This window comes from Dyella caseinilytica, assembly GCF_016865235.1.
GTDB lineage: Bacteria > Pseudomonadota > Gammaproteobacteria > Xanthomonadales > Rhodanobacteraceae > Dyella_B > Dyella_B caseinilytica.
In genome coordinates this window covers 188,886-208,392 of record NZ_CP064030.1, presented here as the reverse complement: position 1 = coordinate 208,392, position 19,507 = coordinate 188,886, and the positions used below count along the sequence as shown (strand labels likewise).

21 protein-coding genes are annotated in these 19,507 nt (G+C 60.3%); 9 read left to right on the top strand and 12 right to left on the bottom strand.

Annotation, left to right across the window (positions count from 1 at the left end):
• Window positions 1-105 precede the first annotated feature (105 nt).
• From ISN74_RS00925 to ISN74_RS00910, 4 genes are read right to left on the bottom strand one after another with little or no spacing between them, the layout of a single operon-like run.
• Complete coding sequence (locus ISN74_RS00925) at window positions 106-1,035, bottom strand: c-type cytochrome (RefSeq protein ID WP_188796479.1); 930 nt, start codon at window positions 1,033-1,035, stop codon at window positions 106-108.
• Window positions 1,032-1,688 carry a c-type cytochrome gene (locus ISN74_RS00920; protein WP_229678924.1) on the bottom strand — a complete coding sequence of 219 codons (657 nt, stop codon included), beginning with the start codon at window positions 1,686-1,688 and terminating at the stop codon, window positions 1,032-1,034. The genes ISN74_RS00925 and ISN74_RS00920 overlap by 4 nt, the downstream gene beginning before the upstream one ends.
• Before the next feature lie 2 nt (window positions 1,689-1,690).
• The gene (locus ISN74_RS00915; RefSeq protein ID WP_188796476.1) at window positions 1,691-2,641 is read right to left on the bottom strand and encodes a substrate-binding domain-containing protein; all 951 of its coding nucleotides are present in this window, start codon (window positions 2,639-2,641) and stop codon (window positions 1,691-1,693) included.
• Window positions 2,642-2,656: 15 nt separating this feature from the next.
• The gene (locus ISN74_RS00910; protein WP_188796474.1) at window positions 2,657-3,193 is read right to left on the bottom strand and encodes a DsrE family protein; all 537 of its coding nucleotides are present in this window, start codon (window positions 3,191-3,193) and stop codon (window positions 2,657-2,659) included.
• Window positions 3,194-3,331: 138 nt separating this feature from the next.
• Here ISN74_RS00910 and ubiE point away from each other — a divergent pair, with 138 nt between their 5' ends.
• Window positions 3,332-4,081: a bifunctional demethylmenaquinone methyltransferase/2-methoxy-6-polyprenyl-1,4-benzoquinol methylase UbiE gene (gene ubiE, locus ISN74_RS00905; RefSeq protein ID WP_188796472.1), complete on the top strand. Its 750-nt coding sequence runs from the start codon at window positions 3,332-3,334 to the stop codon at window positions 4,079-4,081.
• 101 nt (window positions 4,082-4,182) lie between these two features.
• On the opposite strand, the gene ISN74_RS00900 is transcribed toward ubiE, so the two are convergent.
• Together ISN74_RS00900 and ISN74_RS00895 are read right to left on the bottom strand one after the other, a co-directional pair.
• Complete coding sequence (locus ISN74_RS00900) at window positions 4,183-4,869, bottom strand: glutathione S-transferase family protein (protein WP_188796470.1); 687 nt, start codon at window positions 4,867-4,869, stop codon at window positions 4,183-4,185.
• A gap of 42 nt (window positions 4,870-4,911) precedes the next feature.
• The gene (locus ISN74_RS00895) at window positions 4,912-5,841 is read right to left on the bottom strand and encodes a DMT family transporter (RefSeq protein ID WP_188796468.1); all 930 of its coding nucleotides are present in this window, start codon (window positions 5,839-5,841) and stop codon (window positions 4,912-4,914) included.
• A gap of 118 nt (window positions 5,842-5,959) precedes the next feature.
• Between ISN74_RS00895 and ISN74_RS00890 the strand changes: the two genes are divergently transcribed.
• A complete protein-coding gene (locus tag ISN74_RS00890) occupies window positions 5,960-6,460 on the top strand; it encodes an Lrp/AsnC family transcriptional regulator (RefSeq protein WP_188796466.1) in 501 nt (166 codons plus the stop codon).
• Between the two features lie 60 nt (window positions 6,461-6,520).
• On the opposite strand, the gene ISN74_RS00885 is transcribed toward ISN74_RS00890, so the two are convergent.
• The gene (locus tag ISN74_RS00885) at window positions 6,521-8,236 is read right to left on the bottom strand and encodes a DUF3300 domain-containing protein (RefSeq protein WP_203546679.1); all 1,716 of its coding nucleotides are present in this window, start codon (window positions 8,234-8,236) and stop codon (window positions 6,521-6,523) included.
• A 288-nt stretch (window positions 8,237-8,524) separates the two neighbouring features.
• Between ISN74_RS00885 and pip the strand changes: the two genes are divergently transcribed.
• The 5 genes from pip (at window position 8,525) to ISN74_RS00860 (ending at window position 13,673) form a co-directional block, all read left to right on the top strand.
• A complete protein-coding gene (gene pip / locus ISN74_RS00880) occupies window positions 8,525-9,475 on the top strand; it encodes a prolyl aminopeptidase (RefSeq protein ID WP_188796464.1) in 951 nt (316 codons plus the stop codon).
• A gap of 79 nt (window positions 9,476-9,554) precedes the next feature.
• Complete coding sequence (locus tag ISN74_RS00875) at window positions 9,555-10,196, top strand: glutathione S-transferase family protein (RefSeq protein WP_188796462.1); 642 nt, start codon at window positions 9,555-9,557, stop codon at window positions 10,194-10,196.
• Window positions 10,197-10,274: 78 nt separating this feature from the next.
• On the top strand, window positions 10,275-12,131 hold the full coding sequence (locus ISN74_RS00870) for a M1 family metallopeptidase (RefSeq protein WP_188796460.1): 1,857 nt from the start codon (window positions 10,275-10,277) through the stop codon (window positions 12,129-12,131).
• 119 nt (window positions 12,132-12,250) lie between these two features.
• Window positions 12,251-13,240, top strand: coding sequence for an alpha/beta fold hydrolase (locus ISN74_RS00865; RefSeq protein WP_229678923.1), 990 nt, complete (start codon window positions 12,251-12,253; stop codon window positions 13,238-13,240).
• A 13-nt stretch (window positions 13,241-13,253) separates the two neighbouring features.
• Window positions 13,254-13,673: a GFA family protein gene (locus ISN74_RS00860; protein WP_188796458.1), complete on the top strand. Its 420-nt coding sequence runs from the start codon at window positions 13,254-13,256 to the stop codon at window positions 13,671-13,673.
• A 6-nt stretch (window positions 13,674-13,679) separates the two neighbouring features.
• Here ISN74_RS00860 and ISN74_RS21045 read toward each other — a convergent pair whose 3' ends face one another.
• The 5 genes from ISN74_RS21045 to ttcA form a co-directional block, all read right to left on the bottom strand.
• The gene (locus ISN74_RS21045; protein ID WP_229678922.1) at window positions 13,680-14,006 is read right to left on the bottom strand and encodes a methyltransferase family protein; all 327 of its coding nucleotides are present in this window, start codon (window positions 14,004-14,006) and stop codon (window positions 13,680-13,682) included.
• 329 nt (window positions 14,007-14,335) lie between these two features.
• Entirely contained in the window at window positions 14,336-15,103 is a 768-nt protein-coding gene (locus ISN74_RS00850) for a M48 family metallopeptidase (protein ID WP_229678921.1), read from the bottom strand.
• A 212-nt stretch (window positions 15,104-15,315) separates the two neighbouring features.
• Window positions 15,316-16,227 (bottom strand): recombination-associated protein RdgC, encoded by a 912-nt coding sequence (locus ISN74_RS00845; RefSeq protein ID WP_188796456.1) that lies wholly within the window; start codon window positions 16,225-16,227, stop codon window positions 15,316-15,318.
• 141 nt (window positions 16,228-16,368) lie between these two features.
• A complete protein-coding gene (locus ISN74_RS00840) occupies window positions 16,369-17,568 on the bottom strand; it encodes an amino acid aminotransferase (RefSeq protein WP_188796454.1) in 1,200 nt (399 codons plus the stop codon).
• Window positions 17,569-17,624: 56 nt separating this feature from the next.
• Complete coding sequence (gene ttcA, locus ISN74_RS00835; protein WP_188796452.1) at window positions 17,625-18,506, bottom strand: tRNA 2-thiocytidine(32) synthetase TtcA; 882 nt, start codon at window positions 18,504-18,506, stop codon at window positions 17,625-17,627.
• Between the two features lie 105 nt (window positions 18,507-18,611).
• Between ttcA and ISN74_RS00830 the strand changes: the two genes are divergently transcribed.
• Both ISN74_RS00830 and ISN74_RS00825 read left to right on the top strand, forming a co-directional pair.
• Window positions 18,612-18,818 carry a YdcH family protein gene (locus tag ISN74_RS00830; RefSeq protein WP_188796450.1) on the top strand — a complete coding sequence of 69 codons (207 nt, stop codon included), beginning with the start codon at window positions 18,612-18,614 and terminating at the stop codon, window positions 18,816-18,818.
• Window positions 18,819-18,908: 90 nt separating this feature from the next.
• Window positions 18,909-19,505 (top strand): GNAT family N-acetyltransferase, encoded by a 597-nt coding sequence (locus ISN74_RS00825; protein ID WP_188796448.1) that lies wholly within the window; start codon window positions 18,909-18,911, stop codon window positions 19,503-19,505.
• Window positions 19,506-19,507: the final 2 nt, after the last annotated feature.

Below are 19,507 nucleotides of genomic sequence, written 5' to 3'. Positions count from 1 at the left end.
CCCCTGTTACCGAAATGATGCTATGTCATTTCGGGCCACAAAGTAACAGCAAGTTCTTGAATCTCACACAGTGCGCTGTCGCAATAATTTGCGGAAGCCATGTGCTCAATGCGTACTGATTCCCTGCCCCAGGACATGCCCGTTTACCGTAACGCCGTACAAGGAATCGGGCGTGTCGTGATAGGCCTCGCGCGTAGCCGCTACCGAATCTTTGTAGCGGGGATCTTGTGGCCGCTCGTGGGCATCCATGAAGTACGCCACATCCCATGCATCTTGATCAGTGAGCGTATTGCCTCGTCCAAGTGGCATGTTGGCCTTGATGAAACCGGCAGCGTTGGTGATTTGTTCCATGCCGGCGCCCCAGTTGAAAGACTGCGGCCCCCACAACGGCGGGAATACCGTGCGGCTGGCAGCTTGCTGCCCCTGTCCATCGTCGCCATGACATAACGCGCAATCGCGTTTGTAGACGGTTTCACCTCGCGCGTAATCCGGAGCCTGTGCAGGCTTTGCCAGTTTGGGATAACCGCGACCCGGCAACGACGTCCCGATCGGTTCGCCCTTCGACATCCAATAGGCATAGCTTTCCAGCGCAACCAGCACCGGATCGCCAAGCGGCGGTGCCTTGCCGTTCATGCTGTAGTTGAAACAGCCCTGCAAGCGTTCGGCGAACGTGTTTACGTGATGGTTTTTGCTGCGGTAGGCCGGGTACATGGGATACGCGCCCCATAGAGGAGCGGAGTGCGCGAGGCGTCCGGCGTCGAGGTGGCAGTTTTCGCAGCTGAGCTGATTGCCAACGTAGGCTTTGGCGTAGGTGCCAGGATCCATGAAGATCTGCCGGCCAAGTGCTATCTGTTTGCCAAAATCGTCATTCGGAATGGTGGATTCGGCAGGAGGCTCGAAGCGGGCTTCTGCTTTTGCGGATGAGGCAGCATGTGCCGGTTCTTGGGTTGCAGGCGCGGAAGCCTGCGGCGTGGAGTGATCGCAGGCTGCAAGCAGGCTGGCCGACACCATCAGGATCAAGAACTTTGGTTTCATGGCTGCTGCTCCTTCGGCGGCGTGACCGGTTGTGCCGCGTACCACGCGCTGATGGCTTCGATATCCTTATCGTTCAATGTTGCTGCAACGTGCTGCATCAGTTGCAGCGGATCGTTGTGCCGCGATCCCTGCTTCCAGGCTTGCAGTTCGTTGCTGATGTACACCGATGACTGTCCTGCCAATGGCGGAAAATGATCGCCGACACCGATGCCTCCGGGACCGTGACATTGCTCGCAAGCGGGCAATGTGTCTGACCAGCGTCCACGCGTCGCCAGCTCCTGGCCGAGCTTTGCTACGTCGTCTCTGAGTGGAGGCACCGGTGCTGGCGCAGGCACCGGCAACTTGCCGTAGTACAGCGCGACCGCATCGCGATCAGCATCGCTCAACGCGCTGACCACCGGTTGCATGGTGGCATTGACGCGTGTGCCGTTGGCGAAGTCTTCCAGTTGCTTGCGCAGATACGCTTCCGGCAAGCCGGCCAGGCGCGGAAAACCCGCCGCGGCCTGTCCGCCACCATCAGCGCTGTGGCAAGCCATGCAAGGTGCCGCGCCATGTCCGTTGCCCTGCTGCGCAATCGTGGCGCCATCAGGCGTGTCGGCCAGCGTACAGCTCACCCAGAGCGCGCAAAACATGAGTCCTGCGATGCGCAGCATGTTCATGGCTGCGGTGGCTGGAAGCCGTATTTGCGATAAATAGCCTGCGCCTCGGAAGACGTCATGAAAGCGAGGAAGTCTTTCGCAGCCTGCGCATGCGGCGCATCTTTCATGCGGGCTGCGGTATAGGTTGCCGTAACGTTCTGATCCGCGGGTATGGCAACGGTCTCTACGGGACGATGCAAAATCTCCTGCTGGAAATACGCTTCCGTCGACCATACCGGTGCTGCATCGGATTCGCCCTGCAACACCCGTAACGGGGATTCGCGATGATGGATGCGGGTGAGATAGGTGCTGCCGTCTTTTACCTTGCTATCCATGATCGTGTGATCTAACGCATCGCCACCCGCCTTGCGATAGCTCGCCTCGATTTGCTTGGCGATGCCTTCCCACTGCGGATTGGGCATGCTGACGCGCACATCGCCACGCCCGAGATCCTTCAACCCCTCGATGTGCTTGGGATTGCCCTTCGCCACCATGATCGCCAACGGATTGCGCGCGTAGTCTGCCGTATCGGCAAACCAACCATGCTGCTTTTGCAGATCAGCGATCGAACCTTTGCCATTGGTGAAGATGTCCGGCTTCAGCGCAATACGCAGATTGCCCATCACCAGCGAACCGGTTTCAATCTGCTTGGCGAGAATGCCAGGCGGCAACGTTTCCACATAGATCCGTTGATACTGCGGATAGCGCTGCTTGAAGGCTTCCACCAGATCGTGCACCACCATGAACTGGTTGCCGGCGAAGAACACCGTCAGTTGCGGATCGACAATGTCGCCATGCAAATCGGCAATCGCATCGAATGGCGGCACCGCGAATGACACGCCACCTGCCGGCGGCGGATTCCAGGGCGGCAGATAGTCCGTTTGCGCAGCACTGGCCACGCTGCAGACAACAGCAAACATCCCGGCGAGCAACGCGCTCAACCGGCGGCGATTCGGCGATGGCAACATACAGGCTCCTTGGTCTTACAGCGGCATCAGGGCATAGCCCTGCTGTTCCAACTCGGTAATCGTGGTGAGCGCGGACAGGCTCAAGGTAACGTCCTTGGCTGCCCAGTCATTCGGGTAGTGATGCTCGGCCATGGCCTGACCGCACACAGCCACATCGACGCCCGCCTTGCGCAGCTGGCTGATCACCGCCAAGTTGGGATTGCTGGTGCCGAATTGGGCCTGATAGTGCTCGTCATCCAGCACCAGGCCGGTCGCCGGACCATAGGCCACCGCGACAAATTTCAGGTGACCAAGAGGAACACCAGCCGCGACATACAGGTTCACTGTGCGCGCCACACGTTCGATGCCTGGATTGACTTGATCCGGCTTGTCAGCCGCCTTGGTCAGCGCAAACACCACCTTGTACGTCGCGTTCCGATCCGGCTGATAAGCCGCATGGGGCAGCGGATGGTAGGCACCGGCGGCGGTGATCACTTGCGGGGCGTTCTGCGCCGCGGCAGCGCCGCAGGCAAGCAGGCCGGCACAGGACAACAACAGGACCAAACGTTTCATGCTTTCCGTCTCACCGAACAACGCGCGAATTGCGTCATCGGGAAGGCTACGCCGCTCAAGGCCATCAGGCCACTTCGTACTGCGTATATAACAGATAAATTTGCCTTATCACCCCTCCTCATCCTGTACCATGCGCGCATGAGCGAGCAGCCCACTACCCATTTCGGATTCCGCGACGTCCCGGTGGCGGATAAGCAAAAGTTGGTCGGCCAGGTATTCACCTCGGTCGCCCGCAACTACGACCTGATGAACGACCTGATGTCGCTCGGCATCCATCGGTTGTGGAAGCGCCATTTCGTGGCGATCAGTGGCATCCGCCGTGGCGATCGCGTGCTCGATCTGGCCGGCGGCACCGGCGATATCGCCGCGCTGATCAAGCCCGTCGTCGGCGACGAAGGCGATGTCGTGGTGGGTGACATCAACGCCGCCATGCTCACTGTGGGCCGCGATCGGCTCACCGACCGCGGCCTGGTGTCCGGTCTGCGCTGGGCACAGATGAACGCCGAAGTGCTGCCGTTCCCGGACAACACCTTCGATGCCGTGACCATGGCGTTCGGCCTGCGTAATGTTACCGACAAGGACAAGGCACTGGCCGATATCTGCCGCGTGCTCAAGCCCGGTGGCCGCGCCTTGGTGCTGGAATTCTCCAAAGTACAGAGCGAGCTCTTCAGCAAGCTCTACGACTTCCATTCCTTCCAGGTACTACCCAAGCTCGGCCGTCTGTTTGCACGCGATGCGGACAGCTACCAGTATCTGGCCGAATCGATCCGCAAGCATCCGGATCAGGAAACGCTCAAGGGCATGATGGAACAGGCAGGTTTTGGCCGCGTGGAAGTGCGCAATCTCAGCAACGGGATCGTCGCGATCCATCGCGCCTACAAACTCTGATTTGCAGACCTCAGGATGTAACGCCGGCCATTCGCATGGTCACGCCTTTGTTCAGAAGGGGGCAACGACGTTGCTATAACAGGCGATACATCCCGCAAATATCAAGCCGCGCGCAAATCCTGCAGCAATGTTCCTTGGCGCAGCGTTTCTTCTTCATGATCCGGATCGCGCCACGTTTCTTGCAGTGCGGCCTCGTACCAGCGCTGCATGGCCGGTAGCGCCAGCATGCGCTGTACATAGTTTCGCGCGCGCTCATCGATCGGCAATTGATAGCTTTGGATGCGGAACACGACAGGCGCATAGAACGCATCCACGGCGCTGAATGCCGCGCCTGCGAGATAAGGGCCGCCAAGTTGGCTCAAGCCTTCGCTCCACAACTCCTGCAGGCGCGAGAGGTCACGCGTGAGCGCAGCAGGATGCGTATTCAGTTGCAGGCGAATACCGCAATTCATGGGGCAATGGGAACGCAATGCCTCGAAACCGGAATGCATTTCAGCTGCCGCACTGCGCGCCCATGCGCGTGCGCGCGGATCGGCTGGCCATACGCTGTGATGACGTTCGGCGACATATTCGGCGATCGCCAGCGAATCCCACACCGTGAGGTCACCATCGCGCAGACATGGCACTTTGCCAGTCGGTGAAAAAGTGCGGAATGCCGTCCAGCTGGATGACGTACCGAGAAAAGGCGTAAGCTTTTCCTCGAACGGGATGCCCAGCTGTGTCAACAGCACCCATGGGCGCAAGGACCACGAAGAATAATTCTTGTTGGCGATGTAGAGCGTATACATGACATCCCCTCGACGTGTTGAACCGCAGTCATACGTTCACTATCAGCATCCGCTCTGCTTGATGGAAGCAGGCGCAACAGGTGCTGCCACAGCAGGCGCCTGACGTTTCGCATTGGCCAGCGCCACGCCGCCCACGGTGATCACACCACCGACGAGCGTCAACCATCCCGGTTGCTCGCCCAGCCAGATCCAGCCGATAAACACGGCTATCGGCGGCGAGAAGTAAATGAAACTTGAAACCTGCGATGCCGAGGCACGATGCAGCGCTGCATTCCAGGCCAGATAGCCGACGAAAGTCGGCGCAATCCCCAGCCACAGCAGCGCCGCGATATGCGACCACGGCGCAAGTACGAGTGCATGCGGCAAGCCAAGCCCGAACGGTACCGCGCCCAACGTTCCGGCAAAAAAGCCGAAGGCCGTCACACCGACCATGTTGTTGCGAACAAAAAACGGTTTCTGTCCGACGAAGAAAACCGACGAAGCAATCACGCTTACCAACACCAGCGCAGCCATCGGCTGGAACTTCACCTGCTTGCCGCTGGCCAGCACCACCAGCACGACGCCGAACAGCGCCACACCCAACCCCAGCACGCGACGCGCACTGATCCGCTCACCGATCCACAGCGCCGAAAGGGTCGCCGTGGCAGCTGGTACCAGCGCGATCAGGATCGCCGCTGTACCGCTGGCGATGCGTGTCTCCGCGTAGTTAAGGCAAAGGTGATAGACCGTCAGACCGAACACGCCCAGCGCTGTCAGTTGCAGCCAGTCGCTCCGGCGCGGCAGCGGCACGCGCCTGGCCCAAAGCAGCAAAGCGAAACAGAGCGAGCCGATGGCCAATCGCGCCAAAGCCACCTGTCCCGGCGTGAATGACGCCAGGGCGTAAGCGATGGCGGCATACGCCGATGACCAGGTGACCAGCGCTATACCGATGTAAATCAACGCGCGCCCGTCGAGGCGCTCCGTGGTGTCCATGGATCGATTCCGCGGGGAAGGAATGTGCAAATCCTAGCCTTGCGCTCATTACCGAGGAATAATGGCACCAAAGCCAACCTGCATGTTTCGCCATCGATCAAAATATCAATTGATGCCTATGACCTACGAATCGAAACCCGATTGGGACGCCAAGGATTGGCAACTATTGGAAGCCCTGCAACGCGACGCCCGGCTGGGTTACGCCGAGCTGGGCCGCAAGGTGCGCCTGTCCGCCCCGGCCGTGGCCGAGCGTGTGAAACGATTGGAGGAAGCCGGTGTGATCACCGGCTATCGCGCCGTGGTCGAGCCCAAGCGGCTCGGCTATGGCATCGATGCGATGGTGCGCTTGCGCTGCGATGGCGGCATCTGCGCACGTATTGGCAAGATCGTCGAGAACGTGCCGGAGGTGTTGGATTGCCGTCGCCTCGCCGGCGAAGATTCCGCGCTGTTGCGCGTGGTGGCCATGTCGATCACGCATCTGGAAACCGTGCTCGACCGCCTGCTCAAAATCCATCCCAGCATCAGTACGACCACACTGATCGTGCTGCAGACACCGCATGCGAATCGCTCGATCACCCGCACCATGTGGGACGCGGCGCGGACGTTATCGCAAGATTGAAGGGCATCATTGTTCCATAAACACCTACCCCCTGCTTGAGCAGGGGGTAGGTGCGGTACGTCAGTTGTGCGAATCGTCCTTCTTCTTCGGCGGCGGCTGATGCGGAGCCGGATGAGCCTGCGGCTGCGGGTGTGGCGGCGCAGCGTGCTGAGCCGGCGGCGGGGCCGGACGATGCACTTCCTGGGCAGGCGCCGGACGCGGCGCCGGTTGCGGACGTGGCTGAGCCTGTGGCGCAGGATGAGGCGCCTGCTGTGGACGCTCCTGCACCTGCGGGCGCTCCTGCGGACGCTGCTGCGCCGGTTGCGGATGCGCTGCTTGTGCTTGCGGTGCCGGACGGGCTTGCGGTGCTGGCTGGCGCGCGGCCTCCTGCGGACGCGGCGCGAAAGCCGGACGTTGCGCCGCTTCAGCTGGCTGCGGATGAGCGGCGGCCGGACGTTGTGCTTCCCCCGCCGGATGCTGCGCTTCCGCAAACCGCGCCGGTGCATGTTGCTCCGGTGCCGCCGCGGCGGCGGCATGCGGCGCCTGCGCCGCCGGATAACCCGCACGCGCGAAGTTCGGCATGCTCATCGATTGCGCGGCCGGATGGTTGTTGTTCGTCACATTGTTCGTGACGTTGCGATTGAACTGATTGTGGTTGTTGTTGATGTTGTTCGTCGTGTTGTTGGTAACGTTGTTATTGTTGATGGTGCGATTGTTGTTGACCGTGCTGTTATTGATGTTGTTGTAGCGGTTATTGGTGATGTTGTTGTTGGTGATGTTCGTATAACGATTGATCACCGTGGTCGAACGCGACACATAGGTCTGGTTGTTATAGACGACTGCCGGGCGATGCCAACCGCCACCGCCACCACCGTAGCCGCCGCCGTTGTAGCCGCCACCACCGCCGTTATAACCGCCACCCCAGTTCATGCCCCACGAATGCCAGCCACCGCCCCCGCCGCCGCCGTGGTCGAACAACGCTCCCACCACGATGGCAGCGCCAAACACCACCGCACCCACGGTTGCCACTTCACCAACCGAGTAGGTTGGCTGCACGTATTGATAGCTGGGATAAACCGGCATATCGCCGCCATAGACGACCTGCGGGTTATAGCTGGGTACGTAAACCGTATCCTGATCCGCCGGTTCGATCTGGATGACCTGTTGCGGCGGTGGCACCACATCCGGACCCGAATACACCGGCGGCGCGTCACTGTTGACGACATAACCCGCCTGCTGCTCGCTCTGCTGCACTTGCTGCACCGGCTGCACGCTCACTGCCTGTTGGGCCGAGCTCTGCAGATTGCCCTGCGCGCGTGCACGCTGCCGCATCACTTGGATAGCGTTGAGCACGTCGGTGGGATCGTTGACGTACGCCTCACCCAGCGCTGTCGTCCATTGAATGTTCTGCGCCATCTGGCTCAGCACCGTGGGGAACTGGGTCAACCCCTTCACGCTGGGATCCCAACTTTCCGGAGTGACCGCCGCCTGCAGCAGATCGCCTTTCAGATTGGGATTCTGCGTCAGCAGATTTTCCGCTGTGGTGACCTGATCCGGATAAGTCGAACCGGCCAGCACCTGCGCGACGAGCTTGTCCGGGAACAGCGCAATGGGCGCGACCATTTGGTAGAGCTGATCTGCCGTCGGCGGCGTATAGGCAGCGGCTTGCTGCTGGCCGGCGGCGCTGGCCGATGATGCCGGTGCATTAGCCTGATTCTGCGCCGGCTGCTGATTGCAACCGGCAACGATCAGCATGCCTGCAGCGATCGCCGCGCCGAGATAATGTTGCTTGCCCACTGGAGCCACTCCTTCGCGATATCTGTCACGGAAAACCTTCCGGCTTTCCACCTTTTTGCCATGCGCGGCCTGCACCCTGTTTCCGGGCCGCACGAGGCGCGATGTTCCGTTTCGCCTTGTCGGCGCTGGATGCGACTGCAGTATGCCTACGCCCCTGTTGCGTTTGGGCTAATGCGCGATGAACACTTTTCGCGTTTGGTTGGCGTTAGGCAAAACAGTAAGCTTCACGTCAGTTCTACGCCTGCAAGCCACCATCCCCGGCACTGCGTCATAACGGATTATTAAACCATGCGCACGATGTACCCCGAGATTGAACCCTATCGCAGTTACAGCATGACGGTGGACGGCGGCCATACGCTGTATGTCGAAGAATGCGGCAATCCCGATGGCCTGCCGGTGATTTTCCTGCATGGAGGGCCTGGCGCCGGCCTGTCACCGTATCACCGGCGATTCTTCGATCCGGCGCGCTACCGCATCGTGCTGTTCGACCAGCGCGGCGCCGGACGCTCCACGCCATTTGCCGATCTCACCGACAACACCACCTGGCATCTGGTGGCCGATATCGAAGCGATCCGCGAGCAATGCGGCATCGAGCGCTGGGTCGTCTTCGGCGGCTCATGGGGCTCCACACTGGCCCTGGCCTACGCGCAGAAGCATCCGGAACGCGTGCTTGGACTGGTATTGCGCGGCATCTTCCTGTGCCGCCCGGAAGAAATCCGCTGGTACTACGAAGAAGGCGGCGCATCATGGATCCTGCCGGAGAAGTGGCAGCGTTACGCCTCGGCCATTCCACCGGAGGAACGCGGCAACATGCTCGACGCCTATTGGAAGCGACTGACCAGCGAGGACGAAGCCATCCGGCTCGCCGCTGCCAAGGCGTGGGGCGCATGGGAAGGCGGCGGCATTACTTTGGAAGAAAGCCCGGAAACCGAAGCCAGCTTTGCGTCACCGGACGTCGCCCTGAGCCTTGCGCGCATCGAAGCGCATTACTTCCGCAACCACGCGTTTCTCGAACCCGGCCAACTGCTGCGTGACGTAGAAAAGCTCCGCCACATTCCTACCACGATCGTGCATGGCCGCTACGACATCATCTGCCCAGCGAAAAATGCCTGCGATCTGGCCGCCGTATGGCCGGAGGCTGATCTGCATATCGTGCTGGCAGGACATGCGGCGTCGGAGCCAGCGATCGTAGATGCTCTGGTGCAAGCGACGGATCAGTTGGCGGATCGGTATTGCTGAGCACCAAGCAAAAATCGGATAGCGAGTCATCGGACATCTGCAGAAAATTGCACGCTCTTACTGCATCGGGATTTGATCCATGCTTACCTTGTTCGATTACCCTGCTTCCGAGAATGCCTGGAAAGTCCGCCAGCTGCTTCAGCATCTGCAAAAGCCCTATCACACTGTGAACGTCAGCATCTTCGAGGGCGAAGGTCGCTCCGAGGGTTATTTGCGCATCAGCCCGACCGGTACGGTGCCGGCGATTCAACTCGAAGATGGCCGCACGCTGTCCGAGTCGAGCGCGATTCTGTTTTTTCTCGCTACCGATACGCCCTATCTTCCCGATGACGTGTTCGGCCGCGCGAAAGTGCAGCAATGGCTGAGTTTCGAACAGGAACGCGTTGAATCGGTAATCGGCTCGCTTCGCTATTGGACGCTCACTGGCAAGCTGGAGCGCCGCGCGCCGGTACTGGTGGAGATGAAACGCAAAAGCGGGCTGCAAACTTTGCAAACACTGGACCGCGAATTGGCAGGCCGCACGTTCTTGACCGATCACGGCTACAGCATTGCCGACATTGCCCTGTTCGCCTACGCCAGCCACGCCGAAGAGGCGGGGTTCTCGCTGGAACCCTTTCCGAACTTCCGGGCCTGGATCGAGCGGGTTCGGGCTCAACCCGGCCATTTGCCCTCCACGCACACCTATTCGGACGACCCGTTCAGCAGCGGCGAATTGGGATAAAACCAACCCCCGCCATAGGCAGGGAAAGGGCTCGGAGTGGCATACTCGCCGCTCTCGAGTCCCACTGGAAGCCGCAAGATGTCCCCGCTTCGTACCCTGGCCTTTGGTGCGCTGGTGCTGCCCCTGGCCGCCCACGCCAACGATCCTTACTCCTATGCCCAGCCCGATGAGGTGCGCGTCACCCATCTGGACCTGAAGCTGAAGATCGATTTCCCGCAGCGCCAGCTCGATGGCCAAGCCACGCTGACACTGGATTGGAAGGATCCCAAGGCCAACGCGTTGATTCTGGATACGCGCGATTTGAACATCGCCAGCGTCGAATCCGTGGACACCAACGGCAAGACAGCACCACTGCAGTACGCACTGGCGGCGCGCGACAAACAGCTCGGCAGCAAACTGACGATCCAGACACCGCAGCACCCGCACGAGGTGCGCGTCCTCTACACCACGTCGCCAGCGGCGACAGGTTTGCAGTGGTTGCCGCCAGCCCAGACGGCGGATAAGAAACAGCCTTTCATGTTCTCGCAATCCGAATCCATCCACGCACGTTCGTGGGTGCCGCTTCAGGATTCACCCGCGATCCGCTTCACCTATGACGCGCAGGTCACCGCGCCCACGGATACGCGCGTGGCAATGAGCGCGCCGAATGATCCGAAGCATCCGTTGAACGGGGACTTCAGCTTCACCCAGACGCATCCGATTCCCTCGTATCTGCTAGCCATCGCCGCGGGCGATCTTGCCGTGAAGGAAACCGGTCCGCGCTCGGCGGTCTATGCGGAGCCGTCGGTCGTCGGCAAGGCAGCGCACGAGTTCGAAGACACCGAAAAGATGATCCAGACCGCAGAAAAGTTGTACGGTCCGTACCGCTGGGGCCGCTACGACATTCTGGTGCTACCGCCGAGCTTTCCGTATGGCGGCATGGAAAATCCCAACATGACCTTCGCCACACCGACTGTGCTGGTAGGCGACAAGAGCCTGGTCTCACTGGTAGCGCATGAGCTTGCGCATTCCTGGTCGGGCAATCTGGTGACGGCTGCATCATGGCGAGACATCTGGCTCAACGAAGGTGTGACCACCTACGTGCAAGGCCGCATCACCGAAGCACTGTACGGCACGCGCCAGGCCACAGAAGAAGACTTGCTCTCTATCCAGTCCCTGCAAAAGGAACTGCCGAGCCTGCCGGAAAATGCGCAGCGACTGGCGCCAAAACCGAGCAACATCGATGCAGATGATGCACTCTCCGATGTCGCCTACAGCAAAGGCTCCTGGTTCCTGCGCACGCTGGAACAGCGCTTTGGCCGCGAAACCTTCGACAATTACCTGAAGAGCTACTTCAATCACTTCGCCTTCCAGAGCATCACCACGGAACAGATGCTCACTTTCATGAAGCCGAACCTGATCGATAAGTACCCCGGCAAGATGAGCTGGGGCGAAGTGCAAGACTGGATCTACGGCACCGGCGTTCCTAAAGATGCGCCAATCCCTGATTCGCCGAACTTTGCCACCATCGACAAGGAACGCAGCGCGTTCCTCGCTGGCACGCTGACCGCCGACAAGCTGGATGCCAAGGGTTGGAACACGCAGGAATGGATGTATTTCCTCGACGGCCTGCCGGACGCGCCGCCGCTCGCCAAGATGCAGCAGATCGACGCTGCCTGGCATCTGACCGGCACACCGAATGCGGAAATCGGCATGCGCTGGTACGTGCATGCGATCAACGCAGGTGACAAGTCGGCGTGGCCAGCTGCAGCTGAGCATATGACGCGCATCGGCCGTATGTATCTGACCATGCCGATCTACGCTGCGCTGGCGAAGACGCCAGACGGTCTCGCTTTTGCCGAGCAGGTCTATGCCAAAGCGAAAGATGGCTATCACCCACTGACACAGCAAGCGGTCGAAACGTTGTTTGCCAAAGCCAAAGCCAGCAAACAGTAAGTACGATTCATGTCGTTGCATGAACACGACGATGTTCGTCATCCCGGCTTGGGCCGGGATGACGCATCGGCACCGTTTTAGGCAAAACGCAAAAACACGGCCTACTGAGAATCACAGAAATGAGTACACCCGCAAATATCAATGCCCGCCCGCTCTGGCAGCGCCTGCTGATCCGACGCCTGAAATTCCTGGGCATCGTCGCCGCCTTGCTGGTCGTACTGCTCGGCGGCAGCTACCTGTTCGCACCGCGCTGGCTGCTCAAGGCCAACGCCATGCGCGAAGCGATGAGCGCAGGACTGCAAAAGCAGTCCGTGCAGGCCGGTGACACCAATTGGGTGTATTACGAAGGCGGCCAGGGCCCCACCATCGTCTTGCTGCACGGCTTTGCGGCGAGCAAAGAGGTGTGGCTGAAAGTCGCGCCCATGCTTACCGCGCATTTTCGCGTGGTGATTCCGGATCTGCCGGGCTGGGGCGAGTCCTCGCGTATTCCCGGCGCCAGCTACAACATCGACAATCAGGCTGCGCGCCTGAACGATTTTGTGCAAACCCTGCATTTGCAACATGCGTTGATCGTGGGCCACTCCATGGGCGGCGCCATTGCCGGCGTGTATGCCGCCGATCATCCGCAGGATGTCGCCGAGCTGGCCCTGGTCGATTCGTTCGGCCTGAAATTCAAGGAGAACGCCTTCGCCAAAGAAGCGCTAGCCGGAAAGGATCCGTTTATCTTTGACGATCGCGCCGGCTTCGAGCGCGCCACGGCGCTGGCTTTCGAACACGTACCGAATATCCCGGGACGTTTCATCGATGTGTTCGTGCAGGACAACATCAAGAACCGCGCCTTTATCGAAAACACCTTCAATGAATTGCGCGAACCATCGCAAGAAACGGCGCTGCAGGATCGCCTGGACAAACTGACCATGCCGACCCTTGGTCTGTGGTGCCACGATGACAAGATCATCGATATTTCTGCGATGGACAGTCTGCGCAGCGGCCTCACTCATGCGCCCGCGATCAGCACCAGTATCCTGAACGGATGCAATCACATGCCACAGATGGAAAAGCCGCAGGAGTTTTCACAGATCCTGACCAGCTTCATCCTGCAGCACTGACAGGCACGAGCGCATGCCGCAACCGCAGGATGAAAACGTGCGCTCGCTGGAGGGATCCTGCCATTGCGGCACCGTGCGATTCGATGTGCAAGCAGCAGTCACCGAACTGACGACGTGTGACTGCTCGCTCTGCAAAATGCGCAACGCACTCATGCTGAAAGTGCCCGAGCAGGCACTGACGATTCGACAGGGCGAAGAAGCATTGACGCTCTATCAATGGAACACGCGTCGCGCCAAGCATTATTTCTGCCGTCATTGCGGCATTTACGTGTTTCATCGCAAGCGATCGATGCCCGATCATTTCGGCATCAACGTGTTTTGCCTGAAGGATTTTGATCCGGCGACCGTTCCCGTTCGCGCGACCCAGGGCGCCAGCATGACGATCGAAGATCCGGCTGCGCGTCTGGAATGGCCTGGGCCCCGCCAGGCCTGAAGCGCGTCACAGCACCCAGGGTATGAGCGCTTTCACACGCGCCATGTAGTCGCGATACTGATCACCAAACAGCTCGCATAGCCAACTTTCTTCCAGCCGCAGCTTGCGCCAGAACGAAATGCCGACGATGAACGCGGCAAGCAAAGCTCGCCACTCGCCCACAGCAAGCGCACTCCCCAGGAAGGCCAGCAACAACCCTGTATAGATGGGATGGCGAACGATGCTGTAAGGACCGCGCACAATCAGCTCGTGATCCTGCTTGAGCTGCACGACGCCGCTCCAGTTGCGTCCAAGAATCACGCGCGCCCAGCAGGTGAAAACGAGACCTGCCACGGTCAGGAAAAACCCCAAACCACACGATCCAGAGTTCTGCTGGCACAAAGCGCTCGGCAAGAAAGGTTCCGCGCAACAAGCCCCGAGAATCCCACAATAGAACCACTGCCACGAGAATCGGCAAGACGTACTTGCCAAGGCGGGATGCGCTGGATTCAACACGGATAGCCGGCTTCACGCCGATAGCGCTGATGCCCCAATAGGCCAGCCAAAGCAGCCAAACTCCGCCGAACAAGCTACCGAACGACATCATGATCGTCAGTCTCTTTCGCTGTGGGAGGCAGTTTAACCCTGCTGACGTGACGCTCGACTTACGCCTGCAACAGACGTCAGTCCGCTACGTCGGCAATCAGTCTGTCCAACTCCGCTTTCAGCGTCGCGCCATTCTGGCGCAACCAATCGCGCTGCTCGCGCCAGTCAGGGAAGATCGATTCCACATGTGCCCAGAAACGTGGCGAGTGGTTGCGTACTTTCAGATGGCAAAGCTCGTGCGCGAGTACATAACGCAGCGCAGCCGGCGGTGCCAATGCCAATGCGAGATCGAGATTGATGCGATCGCGTGTGTCGAGGCTACCCCAGAGACTTTTCATCGGGCGGATGCGCAGCGCGGTCGGCGCAAGTCCCAGCTGTGGCACATAACCGGCAAGCCAGCGTGACACGTCGCGGCGAATCTGATTTTCGAAATAAGAAGCTAGCAAGCCACGCGCAACAGGGAGTGCACGGCTATGCGGACGCGGAATTTCCAGCGTAAGGCCACCCTCATACGCCACGACGCGCGGATAGGGACCTTCAGCCCACTCCAGCAGGGTGGTTTCGCCGCGCAACGGGAAATCGATGGGGTTGCCGACGCGCAAAGGCGGCAAGGGCTCGACGACGAGGTTCAGTTCATCGAGCTTCTTCTCGAGCCAGTCGGCGTTATGACGAAGAAACGCATTCACTTGCGAGGGATGCGTACCCTGCGGATAGGTGATCCGCGCGCCCTTGGGCGACACGGTCAAACGCAATCGCCTCGCGCGAGGATGCGAAGCTTTGAGCACACGTATCGTATTGCCGCTGGGTGTCGCCAGCTCCAGCCAATCGCCGTCGAGGTACGCCATGATCCTGCCTTCAGAACTGCTGCCGGGGGGCCGGAAGGGCCCCTGGCTGCAGTGAGAATGTGGGGTGGCGGGGGCTGGCGCAAGGGCTTTTTTGTCGCCCCTGCGGGAAGCCCGGTCTAGCGCGAATCTCAGGCGGAGTGGGACGGCTGACCGGGTAGATCTGGCCGTTTTACCCCCCCTCCCCAGGGTACCGGGGGAGGGATAAAGGCAGATCATTCCGGGCGGGGCAGCCCGAACCACTCTTCCAGCTTGCCCAGCAAACGCTCCAGTTCCAGTGTCAGCAGTGCAAAACGGGCATCCATTTCAGCGGCAGCATCCTGCTGGCTGTCGCCCAGTTCATCGAGCACCGCATCGAGGAATTTCAGCTTACGCACGACCAGATCCTCGCCCAGCACAAAGCTGATGCGGTCGTCGAATACCAGTCCAAGCTGAAACACCTGCTTGCCATTGCGCAGATGTTCTTTCACTTCCTCAGCATCCAGATCCTGGCGGCGGCAGCGCGCAATCGCGCCTGTGGCCGTAGCGGGATCGCGCAGTTCGCATTCATCGCCCAGCGCCAAACCGCCGGGCAGATTACCGCCGGCCAGCCAGTCGGTCATCAGCACGCGCGGACCTTCTTCCGGCGCCAGCGGCACGGCAGGAAAACTACCGAGCGCCTCGCGCACCTGGGTCAGCGCATTTTCTGCCGATTTGCGGCTTGAGGTATCGAGCACCAGCCAGCCGTTCTTGCGATCGACATAGGTGGACATACGGGAGCTGCGCACGAAGGCACGTGGCAGCAATTCGGTCAGCACATCTTCCTTGATGCGCTTGCGTTCGCGACCGCCCACCTTGCGCCCTTCTTCTTCGGCGATCTTCTGCACCTTGCGTTGCAGTTCGTCATTGACGACCGCGGCCGGCAACAGCTTTTCCTCGCCACCGACTGTCATCAACGTGCAGGCATTCACGACGTGCGTCATGGCCGCATCGTCGCCGCGCCCGACAGGTGGCACGAAACCGCGAGTGCCCATTTCCAGCGGACCACAAGGGCGCAGGCGATGCTCACCTAGCGCCTCTTCGAGGCGTTTCAGATCTTCGGCGACAGAGGGAGAAAAGCGAAATAGCGTGAGGTTGCGGAAGAACATGAAAGATCCGGTTCGCGAATAGACATCGTCCCGACAAAGCGGACGCGCTTTATAACTACCAAACGGGTTATCCAGCGACTTGGCACACAGAAGGCGCTGGGCCCCGGCCTACGCCGGGGCGACGGTGTAATGACGTTCTCTTTAGCGAATGACAGCCGCGACAGCAGCCACCACGTTGTCGAGGTTACCGCGATTGAGCGCTGCCACGCAGATGCGCCCGGTACCGATGGCGTAGATCGCGTGCTCTTCGCGCAGACGATCCACCTGCGCCTTGCTCAGTCCGGAATACGAGAACATGCCCGCCTGCTTCTGGATGAAGCTGAACTGCGCCGCGCCCTGTGCAGCAAGTCCCTGCACCATGCCTGCGCGCATGGCATGAATGCGTTCGCGCATCTCGGTGAGTTCCTGCTCCCACACTGCCCGCAATTCCACGCTGTTGAGCACACCAGCGACAAGCGCGCCGCCGTGCGTCGACGGACTGGAATAGATGGAGCGGATGATGCGCTTGACCAGCGATTGCACACGCTGCGCTTCTTCGCGGTTGGCGCCGACGATCGACAACGCACCCACACGCTCGCCATAAAGCGAGAACGACTTGGAGTACGAGTTGGCGACCACGAAAGATTCGATGCCCGATTCGGCAAACAGGCGCACCGCAGCGGCATCGGCATCGATGCCCTTGTCGAATCCCTGGTAAGCCATGTCGATAAAGGGCAGCAATCCGCGATCCTTCACCAGCGCCACGACCTGCTTCCACTGCTCGACGGAGAGATCCACGCCGGTCGGGTTGTGGCAGCAGGCGTGCAGCAGCACCACTGTGCCGGGTTCCAGCTTGCCGAGATCGGCCAGCATGCCGGCAAAATCCAGGCCATGCGTAGCAGCGTCGTAGTAGGCGTAATCTACGACCTCGAAACCGGCAGCATTGAACACGACGCGATGGTTTTCCCAGCTTGGGCTGCTGATCGCCACCTTGGCGTTCGGTAATGCCTTGCGCAGCAAATCCGCGCCAACGCGCAACGCGCCGCTGCCGCCTACCGTCTGCGAGGTGGCAACGCGGCCAGCGGCCAGCAACGGCGAGTCGGGGCCGAACACCAGCTTCTGCGTGGCTTGCGTGTACGCCGGCAGACCGTCGATCGGCAGGTAGCCGCGCGGTTTGGCTTCGCGCGCCAGCGCTTCCTCGACTTCGCGCACAGCGCGCAGCAAGGGAATGCGACCGCTTTCATCGTAGTAAATGCCCACACCCAGATTGACCTTGCCAGGACGGGCGTCGGCCACAAAAGCTTCGGTGAGTCCCAGGATCGGATCGCCCGGGGTCATTTCAACGGATGCAAAGAGAGACACGGCTGTACTCGATTCAAAGAAAGAAGAATATGGACGTCCAGACGTCCGCCTGATTTCTAGTTGTGGTCACCATCGGTTCCCGCCAGCCAGCCATGGACATCGGCCCGTTGAGCACCTTCGCGGGAACCCAGCGATACGAAATCGAACAGCTGGCGGTCTGCCAGTTGCGAGGGCGCCACATTGCCTAGCGCGCGAAACATGGTTTCGCTGCGCCCTGGAAACTGACGCTCCCAATCCTGCAGCATGTGGCCGACAGCCTTGCGCTGCAGATTGTCCTGCGAACCGCAGAGATTACAGGGAATGATCGGAAACTGCCTGTGCTCGGCATATTCCGCAATGTCACTTTCCTTGCAGTAGGCCAACGGGCGAATGACAACGTGCCGCCCATCGTCGGAACGCAGCTTCGGCGGCATCGCCTTCAAGCTGCCTTGGTAGAACATATTGAGAAAGAAGGTGCCAAGAATATCGTCGCGATGATGTCCCAGCGCGATCTTGGTGACGCCATTGGCCGCGGCCCAGGCGTACAGCGCGCCGCGCCGCAGGCGCGAGCACAGGCTGCACATGGTCTTGCCCTCGGGAATCACCCGCGTCACCGTGCTGTACGTATCTTGCTCGATGATATGAAAGGGGATGCCACGCTCGGTGAGATACTCCGGCAACACATGCTCGGGAAATCCCGGTTGCTTCTGATCCAGGTTCACGGCAATCAATTCGAAACGAACCGGCGCCTTGGCCTGCAACGAGAGCAGGATGTCCAGCATGGTGTACGAATCTTTGCCACCGGACAGGCAGACCATCACCTTGTCGCCGTCTTCGATCATGTTGAAATCGGCGATCGCCTGGCCGACCTGATGGCGCAGGCGCTTGGCCAGCTTGCCGGCTTCGTAGGCCTGCTTGCGGCTGATTTCGAGCGGAATAACCTCGGATGGGGCGGACATGATGGGGACATTGAAGGACGGGCAGGCTCCTATTGTACCCGTCCACTCACGCCATTCCGACGCGCTACAATCAGCGCTCTACCGCCGCCTTTATGATTGCCCACCATGCAGGCCCAGGATCCCTCCCAGATCGCACACCTTCTGGCCGAACTTCGTCTGGAACATCGCGACCTGGATGCTGCCATCGAGCAACTGTCCCGCTCGATCGGCAGCGACGAACTGCAGATCACCCGCATGAAGAAGCGCAAACTGCTGCTAAAGGACGCCATCGCGCGGCTGGAAAGCAAACTCATTCCGGACTTGGACGCCTGAGGCTTGCGGCCAGGCCCGGCGGTTACGTTGCCGCCGGCGGACGCATCCATGGCGGTAGTATTCCCTCTCTCACAAAGCCCCCAACCCGACATGCCATCCCTAGCCCCGGCCATCCTCCAGGACGATCACGTCCAGCTTGAGCCCCTCGGCCTGCACCATGTTTCCGAACTGGAAGCCGCCGCTGCCGATGGCCAGCTTTGGAACCTCTGGTTCACCAGTGCCCCCGCACCGGGCGAGACCGCGGCCTATATTCAGAAGGCACTCGACGGCCTTGCCGCCAACATCATGTTGCCGTTTGCGGTGCGCGAGAAATCCAGCAACGAGATCGTCGGCACCACCCGCTTCTACGATTTCGACCCGGCGCTGCCGCGTATCGCCATCGGCTACACGTGGTATGCCAAGCGCTGGCAGAAAAGCCACCTGAACACCGCGTGCAAACGACTGCTGCTGAAACACGCTTTTGAAGCGCTGGATTGCGTAGCCGTTGAGTTCCACACCGATCGTTTCAACCAGGATTCGCAGCGCGCCATCGAGCGCCTTGGCGCCCATCGCGACGGCATGCTGCGCGCCCACAAGCGCCGTCCGGATGGCACGCTACGCGACACGGTCTGCTATTCGATCATCGCCAGTGAATGGCCGGATGTGCAGCGCTGGCTGGACATGCGGCTGGCCCGGCTTACCGCGTAAAG

Excerpts from the sequence above, each read along its gene's own strand:
- ISN74_RS00925 (WP_188796479.1), bottom strand. The coding sequence starts at position 1,035 with ATGAAACCAAAGTTCTTGATCCTGATGGTGTCGGCCAGCCTGCTTGCA.
- ISN74_RS00920 (WP_229678924.1), bottom strand. The coding sequence starts at position 1,688 with ATGCTGCGCATCGCAGGACTCATGTTTTGCGCGCTCTGGGTGAGCTGT.
- ISN74_RS00915 (WP_188796476.1), bottom strand. The coding sequence starts at position 2,641 with ATGTTGCCATCGCCGAATCGCCGCCGGTTGAGCGCGTTGCTCGCCGGG.
- ISN74_RS00910 (WP_188796474.1), bottom strand. The coding sequence starts at position 3,193 with ATGAAACGTTTGGTCCTGTTGTTGTCCTGTGCCGGCCTGCTTGCCTGC.
- ubiE (WP_188796472.1), top strand. The coding sequence starts at position 3,332 with ATGAGCGAGCAGCCCACTACCCATTTCGGATTCCGCGACGTCCCGGTG.
- ISN74_RS00900 (WP_188796470.1), bottom strand. The coding sequence starts at position 4,869 with ATGTATACGCTCTACATCGCCAACAAGAATTATTCTTCGTGGTCCTTG.
- ISN74_RS00895 (WP_188796468.1), bottom strand. The coding sequence starts at position 5,841 with ATGGACACCACGGAGCGCCTCGACGGGCGCGCGTTGATTTACATCGGT.
- ISN74_RS00890 (WP_188796466.1), top strand. The coding sequence starts at position 5,960 with ATGACCTACGAATCGAAACCCGATTGGGACGCCAAGGATTGGCAACTA.
- pip (WP_188796464.1), top strand. The coding sequence starts at position 8,525 with ATGCGCACGATGTACCCCGAGATTGAACCCTATCGCAGTTACAGCATG.
- ISN74_RS00875 (WP_188796462.1), top strand. The coding sequence starts at position 9,555 with ATGCTTACCTTGTTCGATTACCCTGCTTCCGAGAATGCCTGGAAAGTC.
- ISN74_RS00870 (WP_188796460.1), top strand. The coding sequence starts at position 10,275 with ATGTCCCCGCTTCGTACCCTGGCCTTTGGTGCGCTGGTGCTGCCCCTG.
- ISN74_RS00865 (WP_229678923.1), top strand. The coding sequence starts at position 12,251 with ATGAGTACACCCGCAAATATCAATGCCCGCCCGCTCTGGCAGCGCCTG.
- ISN74_RS00860 (WP_188796458.1), top strand. The coding sequence starts at position 13,254 with ATGCCGCAACCGCAGGATGAAAACGTGCGCTCGCTGGAGGGATCCTGC.
- ISN74_RS00850 (WP_229678921.1), bottom strand. The coding sequence starts at position 15,103 with ATGGCGTACCTCGACGGCGATTGGCTGGAGCTGGCGACACCCAGCGGC.
- ISN74_RS00845 (WP_188796456.1), bottom strand. The coding sequence starts at position 16,227 with ATGTTCTTCCGCAACCTCACGCTATTTCGCTTTTCTCCCTCTGTCGCC.
- ttcA (WP_188796452.1), bottom strand. The coding sequence starts at position 18,506 with ATGTCCGCCCCATCCGAGGTTATTCCGCTCGAAATCAGCCGCAAGCAG.
- ISN74_RS00830 (WP_188796450.1), top strand. The coding sequence starts at position 18,612 with ATGCAGGCCCAGGATCCCTCCCAGATCGCACACCTTCTGGCCGAACTT.
- ISN74_RS00825 (WP_188796448.1), top strand. The coding sequence starts at position 18,909 with ATGCCATCCCTAGCCCCGGCCATCCTCCAGGACGATCACGTCCAGCTT.